At 58.7% G+C, this 21,279-nt stretch carries 21 protein-coding genes; 16 read left to right on the top strand and 5 right to left on the bottom strand.

Translation table 11 applies throughout. The features are described from left to right. Positions 1-192 precede the first annotated feature (192 nt). Entirely contained in the window at positions 193-1,089 is an 897-nt protein-coding gene (locus BK667_RS10460) for a peptidoglycan DD-metalloendopeptidase family protein (protein WP_123515682.1), read from the top strand. Between the two features lie 117 nt (positions 1,090-1,206). On the opposite strand, the gene BK667_RS10455 is transcribed toward BK667_RS10460, so the two are convergent. The 3 genes from BK667_RS10455 to phoB all read right to left on the bottom strand — a co-directional run bounded on the left by BK667_RS10455 (position 1,207) and on the right by phoB (position 4,782). After that, the gene (locus tag BK667_RS10455) at positions 1,207-2,547 is read right to left on the bottom strand and encodes a hemolysin family protein (RefSeq protein WP_054048336.1); all 1,341 of its coding nucleotides are present in this window, start codon (positions 2,545-2,547) and stop codon (positions 1,207-1,209) included. Positions 2,548-2,670: 123 nt separating this feature from the next. Continuing rightward, the gene (gene phoR, locus BK667_RS10450; RefSeq protein WP_259698005.1) at positions 2,671-3,957 is read right to left on the bottom strand and encodes a phosphate regulon sensor histidine kinase PhoR; all 1,287 of its coding nucleotides are present in this window, start codon (positions 3,955-3,957) and stop codon (positions 2,671-2,673) included. A gap of 135 nt (positions 3,958-4,092) precedes the next feature. Further along, positions 4,093-4,782, bottom strand: coding sequence for a phosphate regulon transcriptional regulator PhoB (phoB, locus tag BK667_RS10445; protein WP_008150066.1), 690 nt, complete (start codon positions 4,780-4,782; stop codon positions 4,093-4,095). A gap of 152 nt (positions 4,783-4,934) precedes the next feature. Here phoB and BK667_RS10440 point away from each other — a divergent pair, with 152 nt between their 5' ends. Further along, positions 4,935-5,312 (top strand): COG4315 family predicted lipoprotein, encoded by a 378-nt coding sequence (locus tag BK667_RS10440; RefSeq protein ID WP_123515686.1) that lies wholly within the window; start codon positions 4,935-4,937, stop codon positions 5,310-5,312. A 98-nt stretch (positions 5,313-5,410) separates the two neighbouring features. Here the strand turns inward: BK667_RS10440 and ubiA are convergent, their stop codons facing one another. Both ubiA and BK667_RS10430 read right to left on the bottom strand, forming a co-directional pair. Beyond that, positions 5,411-6,301 carry a 4-hydroxybenzoate octaprenyltransferase gene (ubiA, locus tag BK667_RS10435; RefSeq protein WP_123515688.1) on the bottom strand — a complete coding sequence of 297 codons (891 nt, stop codon included), beginning with the start codon at positions 6,299-6,301 and terminating at the stop codon, positions 5,411-5,413. Continuing rightward, a complete protein-coding gene (locus BK667_RS10430) occupies positions 6,301-6,852 on the bottom strand; it encodes a chorismate--pyruvate lyase family protein (RefSeq protein ID WP_123597536.1) in 552 nt (183 codons plus the stop codon). Before BK667_RS10430 ends, ubiA begins: the two co-directional genes overlap by 1 nt. 199 nt (positions 6,853-7,051) lie before the next feature. On the opposite strand from BK667_RS10430, the gene BK667_RS10425 reads away from it, so the two are divergent. From BK667_RS10425 to tssH, 14 genes are all read left to right on the top strand, one after another. Continuing rightward, positions 7,052-7,222, top strand: coding sequence for a rubredoxin (locus BK667_RS10425; protein ID WP_123408650.1), 171 nt, complete (start codon positions 7,052-7,054; stop codon positions 7,220-7,222). 22 nt (positions 7,223-7,244) lie between these two features. After that, positions 7,245-8,393, top strand: coding sequence for an NAD(P)/FAD-dependent oxidoreductase (locus tag BK667_RS10420; protein ID WP_123515692.1), 1,149 nt, complete (start codon positions 7,245-7,247; stop codon positions 8,391-8,393). 192 nt (positions 8,394-8,585) lie between these two features. Beyond that, positions 8,586-8,861 (top strand): HU family DNA-binding protein, encoded by a 276-nt coding sequence (locus BK667_RS10415; protein WP_003213368.1) that lies wholly within the window; start codon positions 8,586-8,588, stop codon positions 8,859-8,861. Between the two features lie 653 nt (positions 8,862-9,514). Further along, entirely contained in the window at positions 9,515-11,071 is a 1,557-nt protein-coding gene (gene tssA, locus BK667_RS10410) for a type VI secretion system protein TssA (RefSeq protein ID WP_123597535.1), read from the top strand. A gap of 32 nt (positions 11,072-11,103) precedes the next feature. Then, the gene (tssB, locus tag BK667_RS10405) at positions 11,104-11,607 is read left to right on the top strand and encodes a type VI secretion system contractile sheath small subunit (protein WP_123515696.1); all 504 of its coding nucleotides are present in this window, start codon (positions 11,104-11,106) and stop codon (positions 11,605-11,607) included. A gap of 28 nt (positions 11,608-11,635) precedes the next feature. After that, complete coding sequence (gene tssC / locus BK667_RS10400) at positions 11,636-13,111, top strand: type VI secretion system contractile sheath large subunit (RefSeq protein WP_123515698.1); 1,476 nt, start codon at positions 11,636-11,638, stop codon at positions 13,109-13,111. 13 nt (positions 13,112-13,124) lie between these two features. Then, entirely contained in the window at positions 13,125-13,532 is a 408-nt protein-coding gene (tssE, locus tag BK667_RS10395; protein ID WP_123515700.1) for a type VI secretion system baseplate subunit TssE, read from the top strand. Positions 13,533-13,543: 11 nt separating this feature from the next. Next, positions 13,544-14,044 carry a PAAR domain-containing protein gene (locus tag BK667_RS10390; RefSeq protein WP_123597534.1) on the top strand — a complete coding sequence of 167 codons (501 nt, stop codon included), beginning with the start codon at positions 13,544-13,546 and terminating at the stop codon, positions 14,042-14,044. 14 nt (positions 14,045-14,058) lie between these two features. After that, on the top strand, positions 14,059-14,883 hold the full coding sequence (locus BK667_RS10385; protein ID WP_259697991.1) for a hypothetical protein: 825 nt from the start codon (positions 14,059-14,061) through the stop codon (positions 14,881-14,883). Position 14,884: 1 nt separating this feature from the next. Further along, positions 14,885-15,217 carry a hypothetical protein gene (locus tag BK667_RS10380; protein ID WP_259697990.1) on the top strand — a complete coding sequence of 111 codons (333 nt, stop codon included), beginning with the start codon at positions 14,885-14,887 and terminating at the stop codon, positions 15,215-15,217. Further along, a complete protein-coding gene (locus tag BK667_RS10375) occupies positions 15,214-15,738 on the top strand; it encodes a hypothetical protein (RefSeq protein WP_148060132.1) in 525 nt (174 codons plus the stop codon). Before BK667_RS10380 ends, BK667_RS10375 begins: the two co-directional genes overlap by 4 nt. A 109-nt stretch (positions 15,739-15,847) precedes the next feature. Continuing rightward, positions 15,848-17,635, top strand: a complete 1,788-nt coding sequence (gene tssF, locus BK667_RS10370; protein ID WP_123515708.1) for a type VI secretion system baseplate subunit TssF — start codon at positions 15,848-15,850, stop codon at positions 17,633-17,635. After that, complete coding sequence (tssG, locus tag BK667_RS10365; RefSeq protein WP_123515710.1) at positions 17,599-18,606, top strand: type VI secretion system baseplate subunit TssG; 1,008 nt, start codon at positions 17,599-17,601, stop codon at positions 18,604-18,606. Before tssF ends, tssG begins: the two co-directional genes overlap by 37 nt. 14 nt (positions 18,607-18,620) lie before the next feature. Beyond that, positions 18,621-21,275 (top strand): type VI secretion system ATPase TssH, encoded by a 2,655-nt coding sequence (gene tssH / locus BK667_RS10360; protein ID WP_123597531.1) that lies wholly within the window; start codon positions 18,621-18,623, stop codon positions 21,273-21,275. Positions 21,276-21,279 lie beyond the last annotated feature (4 nt).

Here is a 21,279-nt window from a genome sequence, read left to right as displayed (position 1 = left end):
AGATCGTTCCCACGCTCCGCGTGGGAATGCCTCACCGGACGCTCCGCGTCCGCTTCGTAGGGAACGCGGAGCGTCCCGGGCTGCATTCCCACGCGGAGCGTGGGGACGATCATTTGAAACATCTGCCGACTACCCAGGTCCATTGCACCTGCTAGGCTCTTCCCCAGGCCTTACTCGACAGACTCTTTGCCCATGCTCGCGCGCCTGCTGTTTTTCTGTGGTCTTTTCATGGCCTCCACCTCGGCTGTGGCCATGACCATTTACAAATCTACCGATGCCAATGGCGTGGTCTCCTACAGCGACCAACCCACGAAAGGCTCAAAGGTGTTCGTTTTCCGGGACCGGATGGTCGAGCACCTGGAGCGGCAGGTGTATCTGGACATCAAGAAGCAGAAGGGCGTGGACGTGGTGTTTGTGCGCAACGACCTGTATGCGCCGGTGGAGGTGGAGTTGAGTTTTGCCGGGTTGAGTAATGTGAAGGGCGCGCCGAGCCAGCCGATCCGCCGGGTCTTGCCGGCACGCAGCAACTCGCGCCTGGCGCTGCTCACGGCGATTACCGGCGGAAAGCCGCTGGTGTATACCCCGAGCTTCCAATACTCCATGGGCGACCCTTCAGGGGCCGCGCAGAGCTATCGATATCCCTTCCCGTGGCGCGGTGGTCCGTTTCGCTTGAGTCAGGGCGCCAATGGCCAATACAGCCACTTCGGCGCCAAGAACCGCTACGCCATGGACATCGCCATGCCCGAAGGCACGCCGATCATCGCGGCGCGGGCCGGGATGGTGGTGAAGACTGAGAATGGCCAGAGCGGCCGTGGCAATGATCCGTCCGGCAATTTCGTGCGGGTATTGCACGATGACGGGACCATGGGCGTGTACCTGCACCTCAAGCAAGGCTCGGTGAGCGTGCGCGAAGGGCAGCGGGTGGGGGTGGGCAGTGCGTTGGCGCTGTCGGGCAACACCGGCAACAGCAGCGGGCCGCATTTGCACTTTGTGGTGCAGCGCAATACCGGGTTGGGGCTGGTGTCGATTCCGTACCAGTTCAATCAACCGGTGGGCGCGTTGCCCAATTTTGCGTTGGGCAAACAGTGAACGGTGCGCAATCCCTGTAGGAGCATAGCTTGCTCGCGATAGCGGTATGTCAGTTGCGATGATGTTGTATGTGCCGCCGTCATCGCGAGCAAGCTTTGCTCCCACAGGGGTGTGGCTTTAGTCGAGCATCAACACCTTGGCCAATATGATCTTCGGCCCTTTCATCTTCTTGATGATGATCCGCAAGCCTTCGACTTCCAGCACTTCTTCCTCTTCCGGCACCCGTTTCAGGGTTTCGTAGACCAGCCCGGCGAGGGTTTCGGCTTCGATGTGGTCCAGGTCGATGCCCAGCAGGCGTTCAACCTTGAACAGCGGCGTGTCGCCGCGCACCAGCAACTTGCCCGGCTGATACGCGAGGATCCCGCGCTCGGCCTTGCGGTGTTCGTCCTGAATGTCGCCTACCAGTACTTCCAGCACGTCTTCCATGGTCAGGTAGCCGATGATGTTGCCGTCGGCTTCTTCGACCACGGCGAAGTGCGAGCCGCCCTTGCGGAATTGTTCCAGCAGTTGCGACAGCGGCATGTGCCGCGAGATGCGCTCCAGCGGGCGGGTCAACTCGGCCAGGTTGAACGACTCGGGAATGTGGTCCAGAGCCGCCAGCTCCAGCAGCAGGTCCTTGATGTGCAGCAGGCCGACGAACTCCTGGCGTTCGCTGTCGTACACCGGGTAACGGCTGAACTTGTGACGACGGAACAGTGCAAGGATTTCCTTGAGCGGCGCGTTGAACTCCAGTGTCACCAAGTCTTCCCGGGAGTTGGCCCAGTCCACCACTTCCAGCTCGCCCATTTCCACTGCCGAAGCCAACACACGCATGCCTTGGTCGCTCGGATCCTGGCCACGGCTGGAGTGCAGGATCAGTTTCAGTTCTTCACGGCTGTAATGGTGCTCGTGATGCGGGCCGGGTTCGCCCTGGCCGGCGATGCGCAGGATCGTGTTGGCGCTGGCGTTGAGCAAGTAAATCGCCGGGTACATCGCCCAATAGAACAGGTACAGCGGCACGGCGGTCCAGAGCGACAGCAATTCGGGTTTGCGAATGGCCCACGACTTGGGCGCCAGTTCACCGACCACGATGTGCAGGTACGAAATGACGAAGAACGCGGCGAAGAACGACACGCCTTTGATCACTTCGGCCGACTGCACGCCGACGGCTTCAAGAATCGGTTCGAGGATGTGCGCGAACGCCGGTTCACCGACCCAGCCCAAACCGAGGGAGGCGAGGGTGATACCCAACTGACACGCCGAGAGATAAGCATCTAGCTGACTGTGCACGGTGCGCAGGATGTGTCCGCGCCAGCCGTTTTTTTCAGCGATGGCCTCGACCCGGGTCGAGCGCAGCTTGACCATGGCAAATTCGGCCGCAACGAAAAATCCGTTGAGCAAAACCAGGATCAGAGCAAAAAGAATCATGCCGAAATCGGCGAAGAGTGTCGCGAGGGTCAAGCCAGGGGATGGGTCCATGATGGAGTTTTGCGGATTCCGTGTATTCAAAAAAGGGGGAAATGCAGTGCCTGAAGGGCAGGCACAAGTCAGCCAATGTAGCGGCTGACTGTTCGATTGCCTAGTGGCGAGTGCTGGCCGGTATCAGTCGGCGGCACTGATCGCGCGGGTTTTGCTCACTTGGGCCGGCGCGAAATGGCAGGTGAAGGTGCTGCCATGCCCCGGCACACTGCTGATTTCCATCCGCGCGCGGTGGCGCAGCAGCACGTGTTTGACGATCGCCAGGCCCAGTCCGGTGCCGCCAGTGTTGGAGTTGCGGCTGGAATCGACGCGGTAGAAACGTTCGGTCAGGCGCGGCAGGTGTTTGCTGTCGATGCCGATCCCGGAGTCCTGCACGCTCAAGTGCGCGCCTTGATCATCACCCCACCAGCGAATGCGGATATTGCCTTCGGCCGGGGTGTATTTCACGGCGTTGAACACCAGATTGGAAAACGCGCTGCGCAATTCGGCTTCGCTGCCCTTGAGCAGAATCGTCGAGTCGGCCTCCAGGGTGATCTTCTGATTCTTTTGCGCGGACAATTGCTGAGCATCGCTCTTGATCGATTTCAGCAAGCCATCGATCACCACCGGCTGGTTGTCCGACGGGTAATCGGTGGCTTCCAGTTTGGCCAACAGCAGCAAGTCGTTGAGCAGGGTCTGCATGCGTCCGCCTTGTTGCTGCATCTGCTGCAAGGCACGGGTCCAGCGCGGGTTCACGTCCTCGACGTTGTCGAGCAGGGTTTCCAGGTAACCGCAGATCACGGTCAGCGGTGTGCGCAGTTCATGGGAGACGTTGGCGATGAAGTCTTTGCGCATCTGCTCCAACTGATGGATACGCGTCACATCGCGCACCAGCATCAAGTGTTCGTTGTTGCCGTAACGGGTGATGTACAGCTGGATGCGCAGGCGATCATTGATCGGCGAAGGGATTTCCAGCGGTTCGGCGTAACTGTCCTGCTCGAAGTACTCCTTGAAGCGCGGATGGCGCACCAGGTTGGTCACCGGTTGGCCGCTGTCTTGCGGGGTCTTGAGGCCGAGCAGGGTTTCGGCAGCGCGGTTCCACCATTCCAGGTTGCCGTCGCTGTCGAGCATGATCACCGCGTCTTTGAGCGCGGCGGTGGATTCCTGGACCCGGTCGATCACCGCTTGCAGGCGTCCGCGTACCCGTTGGTCGCGGCGTTGCAGGTGGTAGATGCTGTCGAACACCTCGCCCCACAGGCCATAGCCATCGGGTGGTGCTTCATCGGGTTTGTGCAGGCGCAACCATTCGTGCAGGCGCAGAAGCTGCTTGAGGGTCCAGGCCAGGTAAAGACCCAGGCCGGCGGCGAGGCTCCAGCCGTAGTAGCCGGAAATCAGACCGATCACCAGGCAGGCGGTGACCAGCAACAGCATGTGGCGAATCAGGGTGCCATGCCAGTTTTGATTCACGGGGCGTCCTTAACGCAGCTTCAAGTTTCAAGCTGCAAGCTTCAAGTCAGAGCGGCTCGGCTGTTCCTTGCCGCTTGTAGCTCAACACTTGCAGCTGTTTTATGCTTTGGTCGAAAAGCGATAGCCAGTGCCGCGCACGGTTTGTACCAGGTTTTCGTAGGCATCGCCGAGGGCTTTGCGCAGGCGCCGGATGTGCACGTCGACGGTGCGTTCTTCGACATACACGTTGCCGCCCCAGACCTGATCCAGCAACTGGCCACGGGTGTAGGCGCGTTCCTGGTGGGTCATGAAAAATTGCAGCAGACGGTATTCAGTCGGGCCCATTTCGGCAGGCTTGCCGTCGATGGTCACGCGGTGGCTGATCGGGTCCAGCAGCAAGCCGCCGACTTCGATCGGGGTTTCGCCATCGGTCGGGCCGGCGCGGCGCAGCACGGCTTTGAGGCGCGCGACCAGCTCGCGCGGCGAGAACGGTTTGGTGATGTAGTCGTCGGCGCCGACTTCCAGGCCCTGGATCTTGTTGTCCTCTTCGCCCTTGGCGGTGAGCATGATAATCGGGATATCCCCGGTCAGCTCATCGCGCTTCAGGCGCCGGGCCAACTCGATGCCCGAAGTGCCGGGCAGCATCCAGTCCAGCAGGATCAGGTCCGGCTTGCGGTCGACGATGATGGCATGGGCCTGCTGGGAGTTCTCCGCCTCCAGGCAGTCATAGCCGGCCATTTCCAACGCAACGGCGATCATTTCGCGAATGGGCGCTTCGTCGTCGACGATCAGAATGCTCCTGCCAACCATGCCTTTAATCCTCTTGTCATTTAACTGTCTTGCGCCGCATTAGATAACGGAATTATTGCAGTCGTGTGACAGTATTTTAGTCGAGCGGCGATTGTCATGAACCTGGGCTAAGCTCTAATTCCGAATCCTGACAACCACAAGAGAAGGTTTCCATGACTCAATACACGTTCTCCTTTAAGGCTCTGATGTTGGCCGCTGCCCTGGCTTTGCCGTCGATGGCGTTCGCCGCAGATCCGGTGATGATGAAAGATGGGGTGATGACCGACCATAAGGGCATGACGGTTTACACCTTCGACAAGGACACGGGCGGCAAGTCCATGTGTAACGCTGACTGTGCCAAGAACTGGCCGCCAATGATGGCTCCGGCAGGTGCCAAGGCCGAGGGTAAGTTCACGCCCATCAAGCGCGATGACGGCATGATGCAGTGGGCCTACGACGGTAAGCCGCTGTACACCTTCATGAAGGATGAAAAGCCTGGAGACATGAAGGGCGAAGGCTTCAAAGATATGTGGCACATGCCGAAGCATTGATCCCTATGCATTGATTTGAACCGGCGGGGTGTCAGTCAAAATGATGTCGACTGACACTTCGCCTTCGCGAGCAAGCCCGCTCCCACAGGTTTTGTGGCTTAACGCAGTGCGTAATCCAACACAATCCCGACAAAAATCGCCAACCCGGCCCAGTGGTTGTGCAGGAACGCCTTGAAACAACGCATCCGGTCCTTGCCGCGGGTGTACCAGAACTCCCAGGCAAAGCAGCCCGCCGCCGCCAGCAGCCCAAGGTGGAACCAGCCGCCGAGCTGGAATTTCGACCCGGCCAGCAACAGGCAACCCAGGGCCAACCCTTGCAGGGTCAGGATGATCACCCGGTCGGCGTCGCCAAACAGAATCGCCGTGGATTTGACCCCGATCTTCAAGTCATCGTCGCGGTCGGTCATCGCGTAATACGTGTCGTAACCCACCGTCCACAGTAAGTTGGCAATCCACAACAACCAGGCCTCGGCCGGTAACGAACCGGTCTCGGCGGTGAACGCCATCGGCATCCCCCAGGAAAACGCCGCGCCCAGCACCACCTGCGGGTAATAGGTGTAGCGCTTCATGAACGGATAACTGAGTGCCAGCGCCAAACCACCCAGCGATAGCCAGACGGTCGGCGCGTTCGTACACAGCACCAGCAGAAAACTCACGCCCATCAGCACCGCGAAGAACACCAGCGCTTCCTTGGAACTGATCTTGCCGCTCACCAGAGGCCGCTGCTCGGTGCGTTTCACATGGCCGTCGACCTTGCGGTCCGCCCAGTCATTGATCACGCACCCACCGGCGCGGGTCAGCACCACGCCGAGGACGAAAATCACGACATTGGCCAATGAAGGCGAACCCTTGCCGGCAATCCACAGCGCCCAAAGGGTCGGCCACAGCAGCAGGTAAATGCCGATCGGCTTGTCCATGCGGGTCAGCTGAATGAAATCCCAGGCTCGGGGATTCAAGCGATTCAGGGACTTGAGCAGGCTGGTGTACATCAGCAGTTCTCCGGGTGGGCGCGGGTGGCGAGCCATAAGGTCGGCAGGAAAATCTCAGCCACCAGCACGCTCAAGGCGCCACGGTCGAAACGCGAGCGACGACCCCACAGTTCAGGTGTTCGCGACTCCAGCGGCAACCATTCCTGAGGGTAGTGGCAAACCTCGATAGCCTGGCGCTGAAATGCCCGGTCGCAAAACAGTAGCTCGCCCAACGAGCGGCTGCCCAGTTCGTCCATGTGCAGGCCATCACCTTGCAACGCGCTGCGCGCCGCAACGCTGCGAGCGAACACCCAGGCTTGGCCATTGCCGCGCAGATACACCTCGCGCACCCAGCCTTCGCTGCCTTCGGTCAGGCCCAGCGCTGCACATTCATCGGCGCGCAACGCTTGCCAGCCTTCGAACAACGGCGTGACGCTGAAGCGGTCATTCGACAAACGGATCAGGCGGCGAGTCAGGGAGCCTTCGTCGAACAGCCAGTCGAGGGTAGAGGCGTCGGGGAGGGGGGCGAGTTGACTTTGGGAGAGCCAGAACGGGGATTTTGAGTGCGGCACAGTGAGTCATTATTGGCAGCAAATGAGGCGGCGAGCTTACCATGGCGCTCAGCGATTTTGATTGAGCGAGCCTCCCGCGCATCGAACAGGCTTGCATCTGCCGGGTTCGATCAGTACAAAACGCCCTGAGCCGGACGGCAACGCTTCACCCATCGACCGTTCGCGCCGGCAAACACCTGAATACTGAGGAAGTAACCCGATGAAAAAGTGGCAATGTGTGGTCTGCGGCCTGATTTATAACGAAGCCGAAGGCTGGCCGGATGACGGCATTGCAGCAGGCACCCTGTGGCAGGACGTGCCGGAAGACTGGCTGTGCCCGGACTGCGGCGTAGGCAAGGCAGATTTCGAAATGATTGAAATCGCTGCATAAACAACTTTCAGAGGAGTAAGGCATGAACGCACCTGTCGTGATCGTCGGCACCGGCCTGGCTGGCTACAACCTGGCCCGGGAGTTTCGCAAGCTCGATGGCGAAACCCCGCTGCTGCTGATTACCGCCGATGACGGGCGTTCTTACTCCAAGCCGATGCTCTCCACCGGTTTCGGCAAAAACAAGGACGCCGACGGCCTGAGCATGGCCGAGCCCGGCGCCATGGCCGAGCAGTTGAAGGCCGAAGTGCGTACTCACACTCGCATCAGCGGCATCGACCCGGGCCACAAACGCCTGTGGATCGGCGAGGAAGCGGTGATCTATCGCGACCTGATCCTGGCCTGGGGCGCGGAAACCGTGCGGGTGCCGATCGAAGGCGACGGCGCTGACGCGGTGTTCCCGATCAATGATCTGGAAGATTACGCACGCTTTCGCGCGGCGGCGGCCGGCAAGCGCCGGGTGCTGCTGCTGGGTGCGGGCCTGATTGGCTGCGAATTCGCCAACGACTTGATCCTCGGCGGTTACGAAGTGCAACTGGTGGCGCCGTGCGAACAAGTCATGCCGACCTTGCTGCACCCGGCGGCGGCCGCTGCGGTCCAGGCCGGGCTGGAAAGCCTCGGTGCACGCTTTCACCTCGGGCCGGTGCTCAATCGCCTGCAACGGGTGGCAGATGGGCTGGAAGCGCACCTGTCCGACGGCCAAGTCATCCCGTGCGATGTGGTGGTCTCGGCCATTGGCCTGCGCCCGCGCATCGATTTGGCGGCGGCTGCGGGGGTTCAAGTCAATCGCGGCGTCGTGGTTGATCGTCACCTGAAGACTTCCCACGCCAATATCTACGCCCTGGGTGACTGCGCCGAGGTCGATGGGCTGAATTTGTTGTACGTGATGCCCCTGATGAGTTGTGCGAGAGCGCTGGCACAAACCCTGGCGGGAAATCCTACAGCGGTGAGTTACGGCCCGATGCCGATCACCGTGAAAACTCCGGTCTGCCCATTGGTGGTTTCACCGCCGCCACGGGGCGCCGAAGGCGTCTGGACGGTCGAAGGGCAGGGCGCCGACATCAAGGCGCTGTGCCGCGATGGCTCGGGCAAATTGCTCGGTTATGCCCTGACAGGCGCGGCCGTGATGGAAAAACTCGCTTTGAACAAAGAGCTTCCGGCCCTGCTGGCGTAAATACCGGTCGTTCTGTCGGAATCACCCCGCTTTTGCCCCTACAAACGTCGCGCCGAGACTGGCGCGGCTCTTCCGTGCGTGCCATTCTCACTCCCGTCTGCCGCAGAGTAGAGCACCTGCGGCGCCTTGGGCGCTGTTCCAACGAGAACAGCACGGACATAACAACAAAAAACCGTCAAAGGGGCTTCACTAATGCGTAAACCAGAACTCGCCGCTGCAATTGCTGAAAAAGCAGACCTCACCAAAGAGCAGGCCAACCGCGTTCTCAACGCGGTTCTCGAAGAAATCACCGGCGCTCTGCACCGCAAGGACAGCGTCACGCTGGTGGGCTTCGGTACCTTCCTGCAACGTCACCGCGGTGCCCGCACCGGCAAAAACCCGCAAACCGGTGAGCCTGTGAAAATCAAGGCCAGCAACACCGTCGCCTTCAAGCCAGGCAAGTCGTTGAAAGACAGCGTTAATCCATAATTGCGGCGAACTCCCTGAATAACGGGGAGAACCGTATTGAAAAATGGGCCTGCCGATTAAGTCGCAGGCCCATTTTTTTTGGGCATTGCCTTCTGTTTATATGAAGTGCGTGTGGTGGACTGATTAATACACTCTGGAAACAGAGTGAACTGCCGGAGTTGTCCTCGGCGTCGTTGCGGAATTCACCGCTATATAAAAGTGCCATCATTGCGATGGCACTTTTTAAGTTGGCTGTTGTCTCTCGTCGTTTTGTTCATAGATGTGTGCAACCTTTCAGACATTTCCTACATTTATCATTTTTTATTCTTGTCATGCTTTGCGCCCACCCCACAGACCGAATCGTCAATGGTTGCTGGGGATTGAAGAAATAGCTCTGGATCAACGGTTGCGGGACGGTGGCCTGGCAGTTGAAATATTAAACTGACATCAGGGGAGTCCCCGAGAGATATAGGGATATCTCCTACGTGAAACAGAGAACACTTCGTCTTGTTGTTTAATCAGATGCTTGCTAGTGGCCATCATAGTGATTACGATGCGCCCACTTGCAAGAGCACGAACTCAATTGGATGAGAACCATCGCAGCTCTTTGATACTGTCCGCCGCCGTTGAAACTCCAATTGGCGTGTGACCGTAATCCTAAATAAAGGCCATGGATGTCCTACTCAAGCAAACTTTCCGCCCATTACCTTGAACTCGCAAAAGCCTCTGTTTCCAAAGAGAATTTCGCGGGCGAGGATGTTCGCTTTTCGAGCGAATATGAGGCGCTGGAAAGCGAGCTGGCCAAAGCCCAGTCGATGCACGAAGCCGGGCAGATCGACTGGCTGAAAATCCGCGAAAACAGCGAAAACCTGCTACGTACCCAGTCCAAGGATTTGCGGGTCGGCGCCTGGCTCACCTGGGCTTTGTACCAGCGTGAATCCTTCCAGGGGCTGCTGGCGGGCCTCGGTTTGCTGCACCATTTGTCGGAAAACCACTGGGCAGAAGTTCACCCGAACAAGGCGCGTACCCGCGCCGCTGCCATCAGCTGGTTGGTGCCGCGTCTTGAGCAAGTGCTGACCGAAAAAGTCGCAATCAAAGAGCAGTTGCCGATGTTCCGCCGGATGGTGGAGCACCTTGAAGGTCTCGATGCCGCGTGCACCGAGCACTTGGGCGACGACGCGCCATTGCTGCTGCCGATCTCCCGACGCCTGAAAAACATGGTGCAGCGCGCCGCCGACAACCAGCCAGAACCTGGCGTGGTGGGCGCCGCCGTCGCCCAGGTCAAGCAGGCCGCGACCCAGCTGTTCACCCCCGGCGCACCGATCGACAACGAAAAAGAAGCCCACAAGGCCCTGCGCGCTCAGCAGGAAAACGCTCGTCCGCTGTGCGCCTGGTGGCTCAAGCAGAAAGCCACCGACCTGCGCGCCCTGCGCCTCAATCGCACGCTGCTGTGGTTGCCCATCGACGCGGTGCCCGAGCGTAACGCCGAGCAGATCACCATGTTGCGTGGCCTGCCGGCGGACAAGCTCAAGGCCTATCAGGATCGTTACGACCAGGCCAAATACGCCGACCTGCTGGTGGAACTGGAGGCGAGCCTGGCGAAGGCGCCGTTCTGGTTCGATGGCCAACGAATGGTCTGGGAATGCCTTCAGGGGCTGAACGCCGAGATGGCAATGCGCGAAGTGGAAATCCACTTCGCGCTTTTGATTCAGCGCCTGCCCGGCATCATCGAATTACGCTTCCATGACGGCGCGCCATTTGCTGATCCGGCCACTCGCGCCTGGGTCAGTGCCCACGTCATGCCGCACCTGCAAAGCGCCAGTGCGCCGCGCAAGGTCGAAGTCGCTGACAACCAGCCGGCCTGGGAAGTGGCCCTGGAAGAAGTCCTGCCGATTTTGCGCAAGGACGGCCTCAAGGCCGCCGTGCAAATACTCAAGCAGGGCCTGCAAGCCGCCCAAGGCGGGCGGGCGCGGTTTTTCTGGCAGTTCGCCCTGGCACGGCTGTGCTTCATGGCCAAAAAGTACGAACTGGCCAGGACCCAACTCGAAACCCTTGACCAAACATTACAGGACTCAGGCCTGAACGCCTGGGAGCCCGATCTTGCGCTGGAAGTGCTGCATTTGCTGCATAGCTGCTGCGAGTTGTTACCGCAGAACCATGCAGTGCGTGAACGCAAGGAAGAGATTTATCGCAGGCTGTGCCACCTCGATCTCGAAGTGGTACTCGAATAGGCCCCAGGGCCACAACCGCAAGGAGAAAAGCCATGGCCAAAGAAGGCTCGGTAGCCCCCAAGGAACGCATTAACGTCACCTTCAAACCCGCCACCGGCGGTGCTAATGAAGAGATCGAACTGCCGCTGAAACTACTGGCAATCGGTGACTACACCCACCGCAAGGACGAGCGCAAAGTCGAAGATCGCAAGCCGATCAGCATCGACAAAATGACGTTCGACGAAGTGTTGGCCAAGCAAGAGCTGAGCCTGACGTTGAACGTGCCGAACCGTCTTCAGGAAGAAGGCAGCACTGAAGAGCTGGGCGTGCAACTGCGCGTCAACTCGATGAAGGACTTCAACCCGGCCTCGCTGGTTGAGCAAGTGCCTGAGCTGAAGAAACTGATGGAACTGCGCGACGCGCTGGTGGCCCTCAAAGGTCCGCTGGGTAACGCGCCTGCGTTCCGCAAAGCCATCGAAGGCGTTCTCGCCGACGACGAATCCCGCGGTCGCGTACTGGGTGAGCTGGGCTTGAACGCCGCAGCCCAGGACGCCTGAGTCTCTATCAGCCAAGGAAGCCAACACAATGAGCACTAGCGCAGCACAGCAAAAGAGCAAAGAGAATGGCGAGTACAGCATTCTCGACAGCATCATCGCCGAAACCCGCCTGACGCCGGACGACGAAGCCTACGACATCGCCAAGCGCGGCGTGTCGGCGTTCATCGAAGAGCTGCTCAAGCCGCAGAACAACGGTGAGCCAGTCAAGAAGGCCATGGTCGACCGCATGATCGCCGAGATCGATGCCAAGCTCAGCCGCCAGATGGACGAAATCCTGCACCACCCGGACTTCCAGTCTCTGGAATCCTCGTGGCGTGGCCTGCAGTTGCTGGTCGATCGCACCAACTTCCGCGAAAACATCAAGATTGAAATCCTCAACGTCTCCAAAGACGACCTGCTGGACGATTTCGAAGATTCGCCAGAAGTGATGCAGTCGGGCCTGTACAAGCACATCTACACCGCTGAATACGGTCAGTTCGGTGGTCAGCCAGTCGGCGCGATCATCGCTAACTACTACATGTCCCCAAGCTCGCCGGACGTGAAGTTGATGCAGTACGTGTCCAGCGTAGCCTGCATGTCCCACGCGCCGTTCATCGCTGCCGCCGGCCCGAAATTCTTCGGCCTGGAAAGCTTCACCGGCCTGCCGGACCTCAAGGATCTGAAAGATCACTTCGAAGGCCCGCAATTCGCCAAATGGCAGAGCTTCCGTGAGTCGGAAGACTCCCGTTACGTTGGCCTGACCGTGCCGCGTTTCCTGCTGCGCAACCCGTACGACCCGGAAGAAAACCCGGTCAAATCGTTCGTGTACAAAGAAACCGTCGCCAACAGCCACGAGCACTACCTGTGGGGCAACACCGCCTACGCGTTCGGCACCAAGCTGACCGACAGTTTCGCCAAGTTCCGCTGGTGCCCGAACATCATCGGCCCGCAGAGCGGTGGCGCGGTTGAAGACCTGCCGTTGCACCACTTCGAAAGCATGGGCGAAATCGAAACCAAGATTCCTACGGAAGTATTGGTTAGCGACCGTCGTGAATACGAATTGGCCGAGGAAGGCTTCATTTCCCTGACCATGCGCAAAGGCTCCGACAACGCGGCGTTCTTCTCCGCCAGCTCGGTGCAGAAGCCGAAGTTCTTCGGCATCAGCGCAGAAGGCAAGGCTGCAGAACTGAACTACAAGCTCGGCACCCAACTGCCGTACATGATGATCGTCAACCGCCTGGCTCACTACTTGAAAGTGCTGCAGCGCGAGCAACTCGGTTCGTGGAAAGAACGTACCGACCTCGAGCTGGAACTCAACAAGTGGATCCGCCAGTACGTGGCCGACCAGGAAAACCCAAGCGCCGAAGTTCGTGGCCGTCGTCCACTGCGCGCTGCCCAGATCATCGTCAGCGATGTTGAAGGCGAGCCTGGCTGGTACCGCGTCAGCCTGAACGTGCGTCCGCACTTCAAGTACATGGGTGCCGATTTCACCCTGTCGCTGGTTGGCAAGCTGGACAAAGAGTAAGCGGAGCTAACTCATGACTGGATACGGCAGCCTTTTCGAACGCCTGGGTGGCGACGCGGACAAACGCGTCGGCTGGAGCCGCGAGGTCTCCGCCATGGCGTCCGTGGCTGCCCATCTGGCCAAGATGCTCAGCACCCGTGCGGGCAGCGTGCAAACGCTGTCCGATTACGGGCTACCCGATCTCAATGACATGCGTCTGAGCCTGCACGACTCCCTGAGTCAGGCCCGTCTGGCCATCGAAAATTTCATCGAAGCCTACGAGCCGCGCCTGAGCAACGTGCATGTCATTTCCCTGCCGCGTGACAACGATCAGCTTCGCCTGTCCTTCAGCATCGAAGGCCTGCTGGAAGTTGATGGTTTCAAGCGTCAGGTCAGTTTCGCCGCGCGCCTGGATGGCAGCGGTCAAGTGAAGGTCACTTAAAGGAGATTCGTATGTCCGGCAAACCCGCAGCACGCGTCACCGACCCCACCGCTTGCCCGCTCCCCGGCCACGCCACCAACCCGATCGCCGCCGGTTCCGGCGACGTATTCTTCGACGGCCTCCCGGCCGCCCGCCAAGGCGATGCCTCGGCGTGTGGTGGCGCGATGGTCGGCGGGTTGGCGACGACGGTTTTGATTAATGGAAAAGCGGCGGCGACTGTGGATTCCGTGGGGACGCACGGCAACAAGGTTGTTGCCGGGTCCGGGACGGTGATTATCGGGAATTCGCATTCGGCGGTGCCGTTTGTGGCGCCCATTCCGTTGGTGATACCGGGATTCGATGCTCAATTCCAATTGAAGAATGGGTTGGGTAATCCGTTGGCGGATACCAGATATCTGATTCGACGCCAGGATGGTTCGCTCGAAAGTGGAATCACTAATGAGTTGGGGCTGACGCATCGAGTCGCAGCGCATAAAAGCTCCGAAAAAATCGAAGTCTTTATTGAGAGCTAAGGGAGTAGTAGTTCATGGCTGAGCCTGAAAAGATCAATAAAGATGGACAGGAATATGTACCTGCTGGCGGTGCTTCCAGCACTAAGACCTCTGAGGTTGCGCCTGTAGAGTTAAAAATTTGTCGTTGTAATGGGAAAGAAGTTACGACGCTGGTCGGATATGACAGCATTCCAAGTTACTCTGGCGAGTTGCCGTCTCCTTTGCAAATAATGTGGTACGTGCCTAAAACAAAGGAGTTGCTTAAGGCAAGTTTTTCTGATTCCGAGATACGTGTCTGGATAAAGCAAGCTGCCGAGTATTATGGTATTCCTCATGTTTTGCTAGCAGTTATTTTGCAACAGGAAAACGGACCGAAAGGAAGTAAGTTCCTTCAGACTATGCAGTTTGGTGAGCGATCAGTCACTACGCTTCTGGCAATTGTCGATAATATTGCTTTTGATGTCGTTCCAGATAAGTTGGCTGGCGGATCCAGCGGTTTCGCCAATATGAGTAGGGCTACATTGCAGAACTCCGTGAAATATACGGAGAATTACTACTGCAAAAAGCCATTGCCCGAGGACGTACAATATCGGATTTTTGGCTGGAACCAGGACACACGGATTCCCGGTGATGACTGGAAAGCGGATCTCTACTATGCCGCAGGTCATCTGCGTGAGCTTATCGACCGAGCGACAGGAACCCGCTGTCACTCTGGGACATTGACGCCAGAACTGCTGAAAAAGGTTATCGCGTCGTACAACGGATCCGGCCCGCTTGCCGAAAAGTATTCAAGTGACGCAATGAAATTGTTAGATGGCGCCAAGTCAGGTACTGCGTGGTTGTATTTCTATGAAAAATAAAATGTCGATTTCTACCGTCTTGGTGTTGGCAACCGGCATTTTATTAACGGGGATCATCATGTGGACGACCTTCTTTTCTAACGTGATGATGTTGGCTATGGATCGTGTCAATTTCATTCCTGCTGAATCTTCAATTTTTTCTTTTGAGCCCTACGAAATTAATCAAGGTTCTACATCCTATTGGGTCTATGGTCAGGATCCAGAAAACTATTATTATTTTTCTTATGAGTCAGCCTCTCCATATATATTTATTTCAAAGGTTAATGGGTGTCAGGATTTTGATCGATTGAACTTCAAGACTTGGTGTAGTGCAAAACGTGGTGGTGAGAAGTGATCGTGATTTTAGCCTCTACCATTTCCTATCTCAGTTTTTCAGGAAAAAGGGGACTGTCACGAATAGGCGGTGGTCATACATCTGTGGGAGAAAAAATAATGACAGTCATCGCTCAAAAAAAATGGATTGTACGGGGCGTGATTGTTGTGGCGGTATTCGCTGCCATGCTGATCTATTGTGTAAAAGCAATGTTGGACTATCCCTCGGATGTTTCTGTGGAAAGCCCCTCGGGACGTTATGTTATGCAGAACGTGCCAGTTGAGAAAATTTTTATGTTAGGTGGAATGGCATATCTGCGAGTCACGGACAAACAAAATCCACAGAAAGTTTACCGAACGCCCTTATATGATATGCAGTCCCTTGATATGCGTCCGTTTGAAAACGAACAAAAGGTCGGTATCTCCTGGATCGATTTCGATCAGCAGGCTAAAACCTTCACGATTTCGATGCCGCAGTGGAAAGAAAGTTGGCTGAATGTATTTATCAGTAATACGCCTTATACGAATTTGGAAAACGACTGATATGTTCGGTGCTTGCCTCGTCATTCATCCGCTGAGCAAAAGACTCGCTGTAGCCGTCGCGCTCTATAGGACAGTTTTTTCATGAGATTCAATACCAGGCAGGTAACCCGTGTCCTTTAACCACTACTACCAAAGCGAACTCACCGCACTTCGCCAGTTGGGTCGTCGATTCGCCGAGCGTAGCCCGGCGTTGGCGCCTTTCCTGGGTCAGGCTGGGCGGGATCCGGACGTGGAGCGGTTGCTGGAGGGCTTTGCTTTCCTGACCGGGCGCCTGCGTCAGAAGCTTGATGACGAGTTGCCGGAGCTCAGCCATTCGCTGATGCATCTGCTGTGGCCCAACTACATGCGGCCGCTGCCGGCGTTCAGCATTTTGCAGTTTGATCCGCTGAAACGTTCGGGTCCTGCGTTGATGGTCGAGCGCGACACGCCAGTGGAAAGCGTGCCGATTGATGACGTGCGTTGCCGCTTCCGCACTTGCTACCCGACCGAAGTCTTGCCGCTGGACTTGGCCGCGCTGAATTACTCGGTGAAGGGTGACGGTTCGCTGTTGAGCCTGCGCCTGGAGATGAGCGCCGACGGTCACCTCGGTGAGCTGGAGCTGAGCCGCTTGCGTCTGCATTTCGCCGGCGAGCGTTACATCAGTCAGATGCTTTACTTGAGCCTGTTGCGCAATTTGGAAGGCATCGAATTGATCCCGCTGGACGGCGCCGGCAAGCCTATCAACGGCGTCAACGGCACACCGATGGCGTTCAAGATGCCTGGCGACCGCGTGCAACCGGTGGGTTTTGCCGAAGAAGAAGCGTTGATTCCTTATCCGCTGAACACCTTCCGTGGCTACCGCTACCTGCAAGAGTATTTCGCCTTCCAGGACAAATTCCTGTTCGTCGATATCAACGGTCTGGACCTGCTCAAGGCACTGCCGGAAGACACCCTCAAGCAAGTGCGCGGTCTGGAGTTGCGCTTCGACATTCGCAAGAGCGGCATCCAGCGCCTGCGGCCGACCCTGGACAACGTGAAGCTCTACTGCACGCCCATCGTCAACCTGTTCAAGCACGACGCATTGCCGATCCGCCTCGACGGCAAACAGGATGAATACCTGCTGCTGCCAGCGGAATACGACCTGGAAAACTGCGGTGTGTTTTCCGTGGAAACCGTCACCGGTTGGAAGCCGGGCGGTCTCGGTTATCAGGAATATGTGCCGTTCGAATCCTTCGAGCACGACCCGAGTTTCGACGTGCCCAACAGCCGTCCGCACTACAGCATCCGCCAGCGTTCGTCCTCGCTGCACAACGGCCTCGACACTTACCTGAGCTTCGGCATCCGCCACACCGAAGCCCACGAAACCCTGTCGATCGAGCTGATGTGCACCAACCAGAACCTGCCGCGCAAGCTCAAGCTCGGCGACATCAGCCAGGCCTGCGAAGAAACGCCGGAGTTCCTGAGTTTCCGCAACATCACCCCGGCCACGCCGAGTTATGCGCCGCCGCTGAACCGCGACTTCCTGTGGAAGCTGATCAGCAACATGTCGCTCAACTATTTGTCCCTGGCCGACGTCAACGCGTTGAAGGTGATTCTCGAAACCTACGACCTGCCGCGTTACTACGACCAACACGCGGAAAAGGTCAGCAAACGCCTGCTGGGCGGGCTCAAGTCGATCAAGCACCAACACGTCGACAGATTGCACCGAGGGTTGCCGGTACGCGGGTTGCGCACCGAGCTGACCATCGACCCGGAAGGGTATATCGGCGAGGGCGACCTGTTCGTTTTCGCTTCGGTTCTTAACGAGTTTTTCGCGCTTTACGCCAGTCTCAATTCGTACCACGAGCTGCGGGTAAAAAGCACACAGGGAGAGGTGTACCAATGGACACCACGTATGGGCCTTCAGCCGCTTCTTTAAGCGGACTGACCCGAGGAATACGCGAGTACTCGCTGTTTCAGGCCGTGCTGCTGGTGGTTGACCGGCTGCGCGAGGCCCACCCGCACCTGAGCCAGGACGATTTGTACGATCAGCTGGAATTCCAGGCCAACCCGAGCCTGGGTTTCCCTGGCAGTGACGTCGATCGCGTGGAGTTTTTCACCGAGCACGGGCACCTGCGCGCGCGCATGCGTTTCAACCTGATCGGCCTGGTCGGTTCCGGTTCGCCGCTGCCGGCGTTTTATGGCGAACAAGCCCTGGGCGACAGCGAAGACGGCAACCCGACGCGCAACTTCCTTGACCTGTTCCACCATCGCCTGCAACGGCTGATGCTGCCGATCTGGCGCAAGTACCGCTACCGCGCCAGTTTCGAGAGTGGCGCGCTTGACCCTTTCTCCGCGCAGCTGTTCGCGCTGATTGGCCTGGGCGGCGAAGAGATCCGCAAGGCCCAGGAGCTGAACTGGAAGCGCCTGCTGCCGTACCTCGGCCTGCTCAGCTTGCGGGCGCACTCGGCGGCGCTGATCGAAGCGGTGCTGCGGTACTACTTCAAGCACGCCGAACTGACCATCGAGCAGTGCATCGAACGCCGCGTGGAAATCCTCGACGAGCAGCGCAATCGTCTCGGCCGCGCCAACAGCGCGCTCGGCGAAGACCTGGTGCTGGGCGAACACGTGCGCGACCGCAGCGGCAAATTCCGGATTCACATCCGCGAACTCGACTGGTTGCGCTTTCACGAATTCCTGCCGATCGGTTTCGGCTACCAGCCGCTGTGTGCGCTGGTGCGGTTCACCCTGCGTGACCCGCTTGATTACGACATTCGCCTGGTGCTGCGCCAGGAAGAAATCCGCGAACTGCGAATCGGTGAGCAGAACGCCTGTCGCCTGGGATGGACCAGTTGGCTCGGCCGCGAAAAAGCGGACGGCGTGGTCACCCTGGGCAGCAAAATTCATTAAGGACAGATGACTAAATGAGCAACGTAGACCTGCAACAACTGATTCAGGCGCTGGACGCCGAAACCCGTCGCGACCTGGAAAGTTCGGCCGAACGCTGCGTCGCCCGTGGCGGCAGCAAGATCCTCGTCGAAGACCTGCTGCTGGGCTTGCTGGAGCGTCCGAATGGCCTGCTCGCACGCGCATTGCAGGATGCTGAAGTGGATGCCGGTGAACTGAGCGCCGCGTTGCAATCGCGGGTCGAGCACAGCGCTTCGCGCAACCCGGTGTTCGCCCCGGAACTGGTGCAATGGCTGCAAGACGCTTTGCTGGTGGCCAACCTTGAACTGGGCCAGACCCAGGTCGAGCAAGCGGCGCTGATCCTCGCGCTGTTGCGCAACCCGATGCGCTACGCCGGCAGTCGCTACCAGGCATTACTGGCCAAGCTGAACATCGAGCGCCTGAAAGAATTTGCCTTGTCCCAGAAAGAACAACCGGCCACCGGCAAATCCGCCGTGCCGGGCGAGTCGCTGCTGGAGCGCTTCACCCACAACCTGACCCAACAGGCCCGCGACGGCAAACTCGATCCGGTGCTGTGCCGTGATGGCGCGATCCGCCAGATGATCGACATCCTCGCCCGTCGCCGCAAAAACAACCCGATTGTGGTCGGTGAAGCCGGCGTCGGTAAAACCGCCATCGTTGAAGGCCTGGCTTCGCGTATCGCTGCCGGTGAAGTGCCGCAAGTCCTGAAAGGCGTTGAGTTGTTGTCGCTGGACATGGGCCTGTTGCAGGCCGGTGCCAGTGTCAAAGGTGAGTTCGAACGTCGCCTCAAAGGCGTGATCGACGAAGTCAAAGCCTCGCCAAAACCGATCATCCTGTTTATCGACGAAGCCCACACATTGATCGGCGCGGGCGGCAATGCCGGCGGTTCCGACGCGGCCAACCTGCTCAAACCAGCCCTGGCCCGTGGCGAGTTGCGCACCATCGCTGCGACCACGTGGGCGGAGTACAAGAAATACTTCGAAAAAGACCCGGCCCTGGCCCGTCGTTTCCAACCGGTGCAACTGCACGAACCGACCGTCAGCGAAGCGGTGACCATCCTGCGTGGCCTGGCCCAGGTCTACGAGAAGAGCCACGGCATCTACCTGCGCGATGACGCTGTTGTCGCCGCTGCCGAATTGTCGGCGCGTTACCTCGCCGGCCGTCAGCTGCCGGACAAGGCCGTCGACGTACTCGACACTGCCTGCGCCCGCGTGCGCATCAGCCTCGCCGCTGCCCCGGAAAGCCTTGAGCGTCTGCGGGGTGAACTGGCCGAAGGTGGCCGCCAACGCCAGGCCCTTCGCCGCGATGCCGAGGCCGGTCTGTTGATCGATCACGAAGCGCTGGACGCTTTGGAAGCGCGTCTGGAAGAAGCGGAAGACGAAAGCGTCGCGCTGGAAGCCCTGTGGACTGAACAGAAAGAACTGGCCGAGCGCCTGCTGGACCTGCGTCAGCAACTGGCCAAGGCCCGGGTCGCCGTAGCCGTCGAGCCAACCGTGACGGTTGAGGAAGACGCCGAAGGCACCGTGATCGAAACCCTTGAAGCGCCGGTAGACGAAACTCAAACCGTCGAAGCCCTGGAAGCCGCACTCAACGAAACCCACAAAACCCTGACGGCACTGCAAGTCAAAGAACGTCTGGTGAGCTTCGAAGTCTGCCCGCGCCTGGTGGCTGAAGTGATCAGCGCCTGGACTGGCGTGCCGTTGGCGCAACTGGCCCGCGAGCACAACGCCAAGGTTGCCAGTTTTGCCACCGACCTGCGCGTGCGCATCCGTGGTCAGGAACAAGCGGTACACGCACTGGATCGCTCGATGCGCGCCACCGCCGCCGGCCTGAACAAACCCGATGCCCCGGTGGGCGTGTTCCTGCTGGTCGGCCCGAGCGGCGTCGGCAAGACCGAAACCGCCCTGGCCCTCGCGGATCTGCTGTACGGCGGTGATCGTTTTATCACCACCATCAACATGTCCGAGTTCCAGGAAAAGCACACCGTGTCGCGCCTGATCGGCGCGCCGCCAGGCTACGTCGGCTACGGCGAGGGCGGCATGCTCACTGAAGCCGTGCGGCAGAAACCGTACTCCGTCGTGTTGCTTGATGAAGTCGAGAAAGCCGATCCGGACGTGCTTAACCTGTTCTACCAAATCTTCGACAAAGGCGTGGCCAACGACGGGGAAGGGCGCGAGATCGACTTCCGCAACACGTTGATCCTGATGACCTCGAACCTTGGCAGCGACCTGATCGCCGACCTCTGCGAAAACGGCGAACGGCCAAGCGCCGAAGTGCTCGAAGAAACCATTCGCCCGGTGCTGAGCAAGCACTTCAAACCGGCGCTGTTGGCGCGGATGCGCGTGATCCCTTACTTCCCGGTCGGCGGCCCGGTATTGCGCGAGCTGATCGAAATCAAACTCGGTCGTTTGGGCGAGCGCCTGAACCGTCGTCAGCTGGAGTTCACCTGGTGCCAGAACCTCGTCGATCACTTGTCCGAACGCTGCACCCAAAGCGACAGCGGCGCGCGCCTGATCGACCACTTACTGGACCTGCACGTGTTGCCGCTGGTGGCCGACCGTTTGCTCGATGCGATGGCCACCGGTGAAAGCCTTAAGCGCGTTCACGCCACGCTCGATGGCAACGCCAGCGTGATCTGCGAGTTCGCCTGAGGTG

Origin of the sequence: Pseudomonas frederiksbergensis (assembly GCF_003732705.1) — a bacterium.
GTDB lineage: Bacteria > Pseudomonadota > Gammaproteobacteria > Pseudomonadales > Pseudomonadaceae > Aquipseudomonas > Aquipseudomonas frederiksbergensis_F.
Note: the sequence above shows the minus strand (reverse complement) of the source record. Positions and strands in the feature narration are given on the sequence as shown.

Excerpts from the sequence above, each read along its gene's own strand:
- tssH (WP_123597531.1), top strand. The coding sequence starts at position 18,621 with ATGAGCAACGTAGACCTGCAACAACTGATTCAGGCGCTGGACGCCGAA.
- ubiA (WP_123515688.1), bottom strand. The coding sequence starts at position 6,301 with ATGTACACCAGCCTGCTCAAGTCCCTGAATCGCTTGAATCCCCGAGCC.
- tssA (WP_123597535.1), top strand. The coding sequence starts at position 9,515 with ATGTCCTACTCAAGCAAACTTTCCGCCCATTACCTTGAACTCGCAAAA.
- BK667_RS10385 (WP_259697991.1), top strand. The coding sequence starts at position 14,059 with ATGGCTGAGCCTGAAAAGATCAATAAAGATGGACAGGAATATGTACCT.
- tssG (WP_123515710.1), top strand. The coding sequence starts at position 17,599 with ATGGACACCACGTATGGGCCTTCAGCCGCTTCTTTAAGCGGACTGACC.
- BK667_RS10390 (WP_123597534.1), top strand. The coding sequence starts at position 13,544 with ATGTCCGGCAAACCCGCAGCACGCGTCACCGACCCCACCGCTTGCCCG.
- BK667_RS10440 (WP_123515686.1), top strand. The coding sequence starts at position 4,935 with ATGACTCAATACACGTTCTCCTTTAAGGCTCTGATGTTGGCCGCTGCC.
- tssE (WP_123515700.1), top strand. The coding sequence starts at position 13,125 with ATGACTGGATACGGCAGCCTTTTCGAACGCCTGGGTGGCGACGCGGAC.
- BK667_RS10425 (WP_123408650.1), top strand. The coding sequence starts at position 7,052 with ATGAAAAAGTGGCAATGTGTGGTCTGCGGCCTGATTTATAACGAAGCC.
- phoR (WP_259698005.1), bottom strand. The coding sequence starts at position 3,957 with ATGCTGTTGCTGGTCACCGCCTGCCTGGTGATCGGTCTGATTTCCGGC.
- BK667_RS10455 (WP_054048336.1), bottom strand. The coding sequence starts at position 2,547 with ATGGACCCATCCCCTGGCTTGACCCTCGCGACACTCTTCGCCGATTTC.
- BK667_RS10380 (WP_259697990.1), top strand. The coding sequence starts at position 14,885 with ATGTCGATTTCTACCGTCTTGGTGTTGGCAACCGGCATTTTATTAACG.
- tssB (WP_123515696.1), top strand. The coding sequence starts at position 11,104 with ATGGCCAAAGAAGGCTCGGTAGCCCCCAAGGAACGCATTAACGTCACC.
- tssC (WP_123515698.1), top strand. The coding sequence starts at position 11,636 with ATGAGCACTAGCGCAGCACAGCAAAAGAGCAAAGAGAATGGCGAGTAC.
- BK667_RS10420 (WP_123515692.1), top strand. The coding sequence starts at position 7,245 with ATGAACGCACCTGTCGTGATCGTCGGCACCGGCCTGGCTGGCTACAAC.
- BK667_RS10415 (WP_003213368.1), top strand. The coding sequence starts at position 8,586 with ATGCGTAAACCAGAACTCGCCGCTGCAATTGCTGAAAAAGCAGACCTC.
- BK667_RS10460 (WP_123515682.1), top strand. The coding sequence starts at position 193 with ATGCTCGCGCGCCTGCTGTTTTTCTGTGGTCTTTTCATGGCCTCCACC.
- phoB (WP_008150066.1), bottom strand. The coding sequence starts at position 4,782 with ATGGTTGGCAGGAGCATTCTGATCGTCGACGACGAAGCGCCCATTCGC.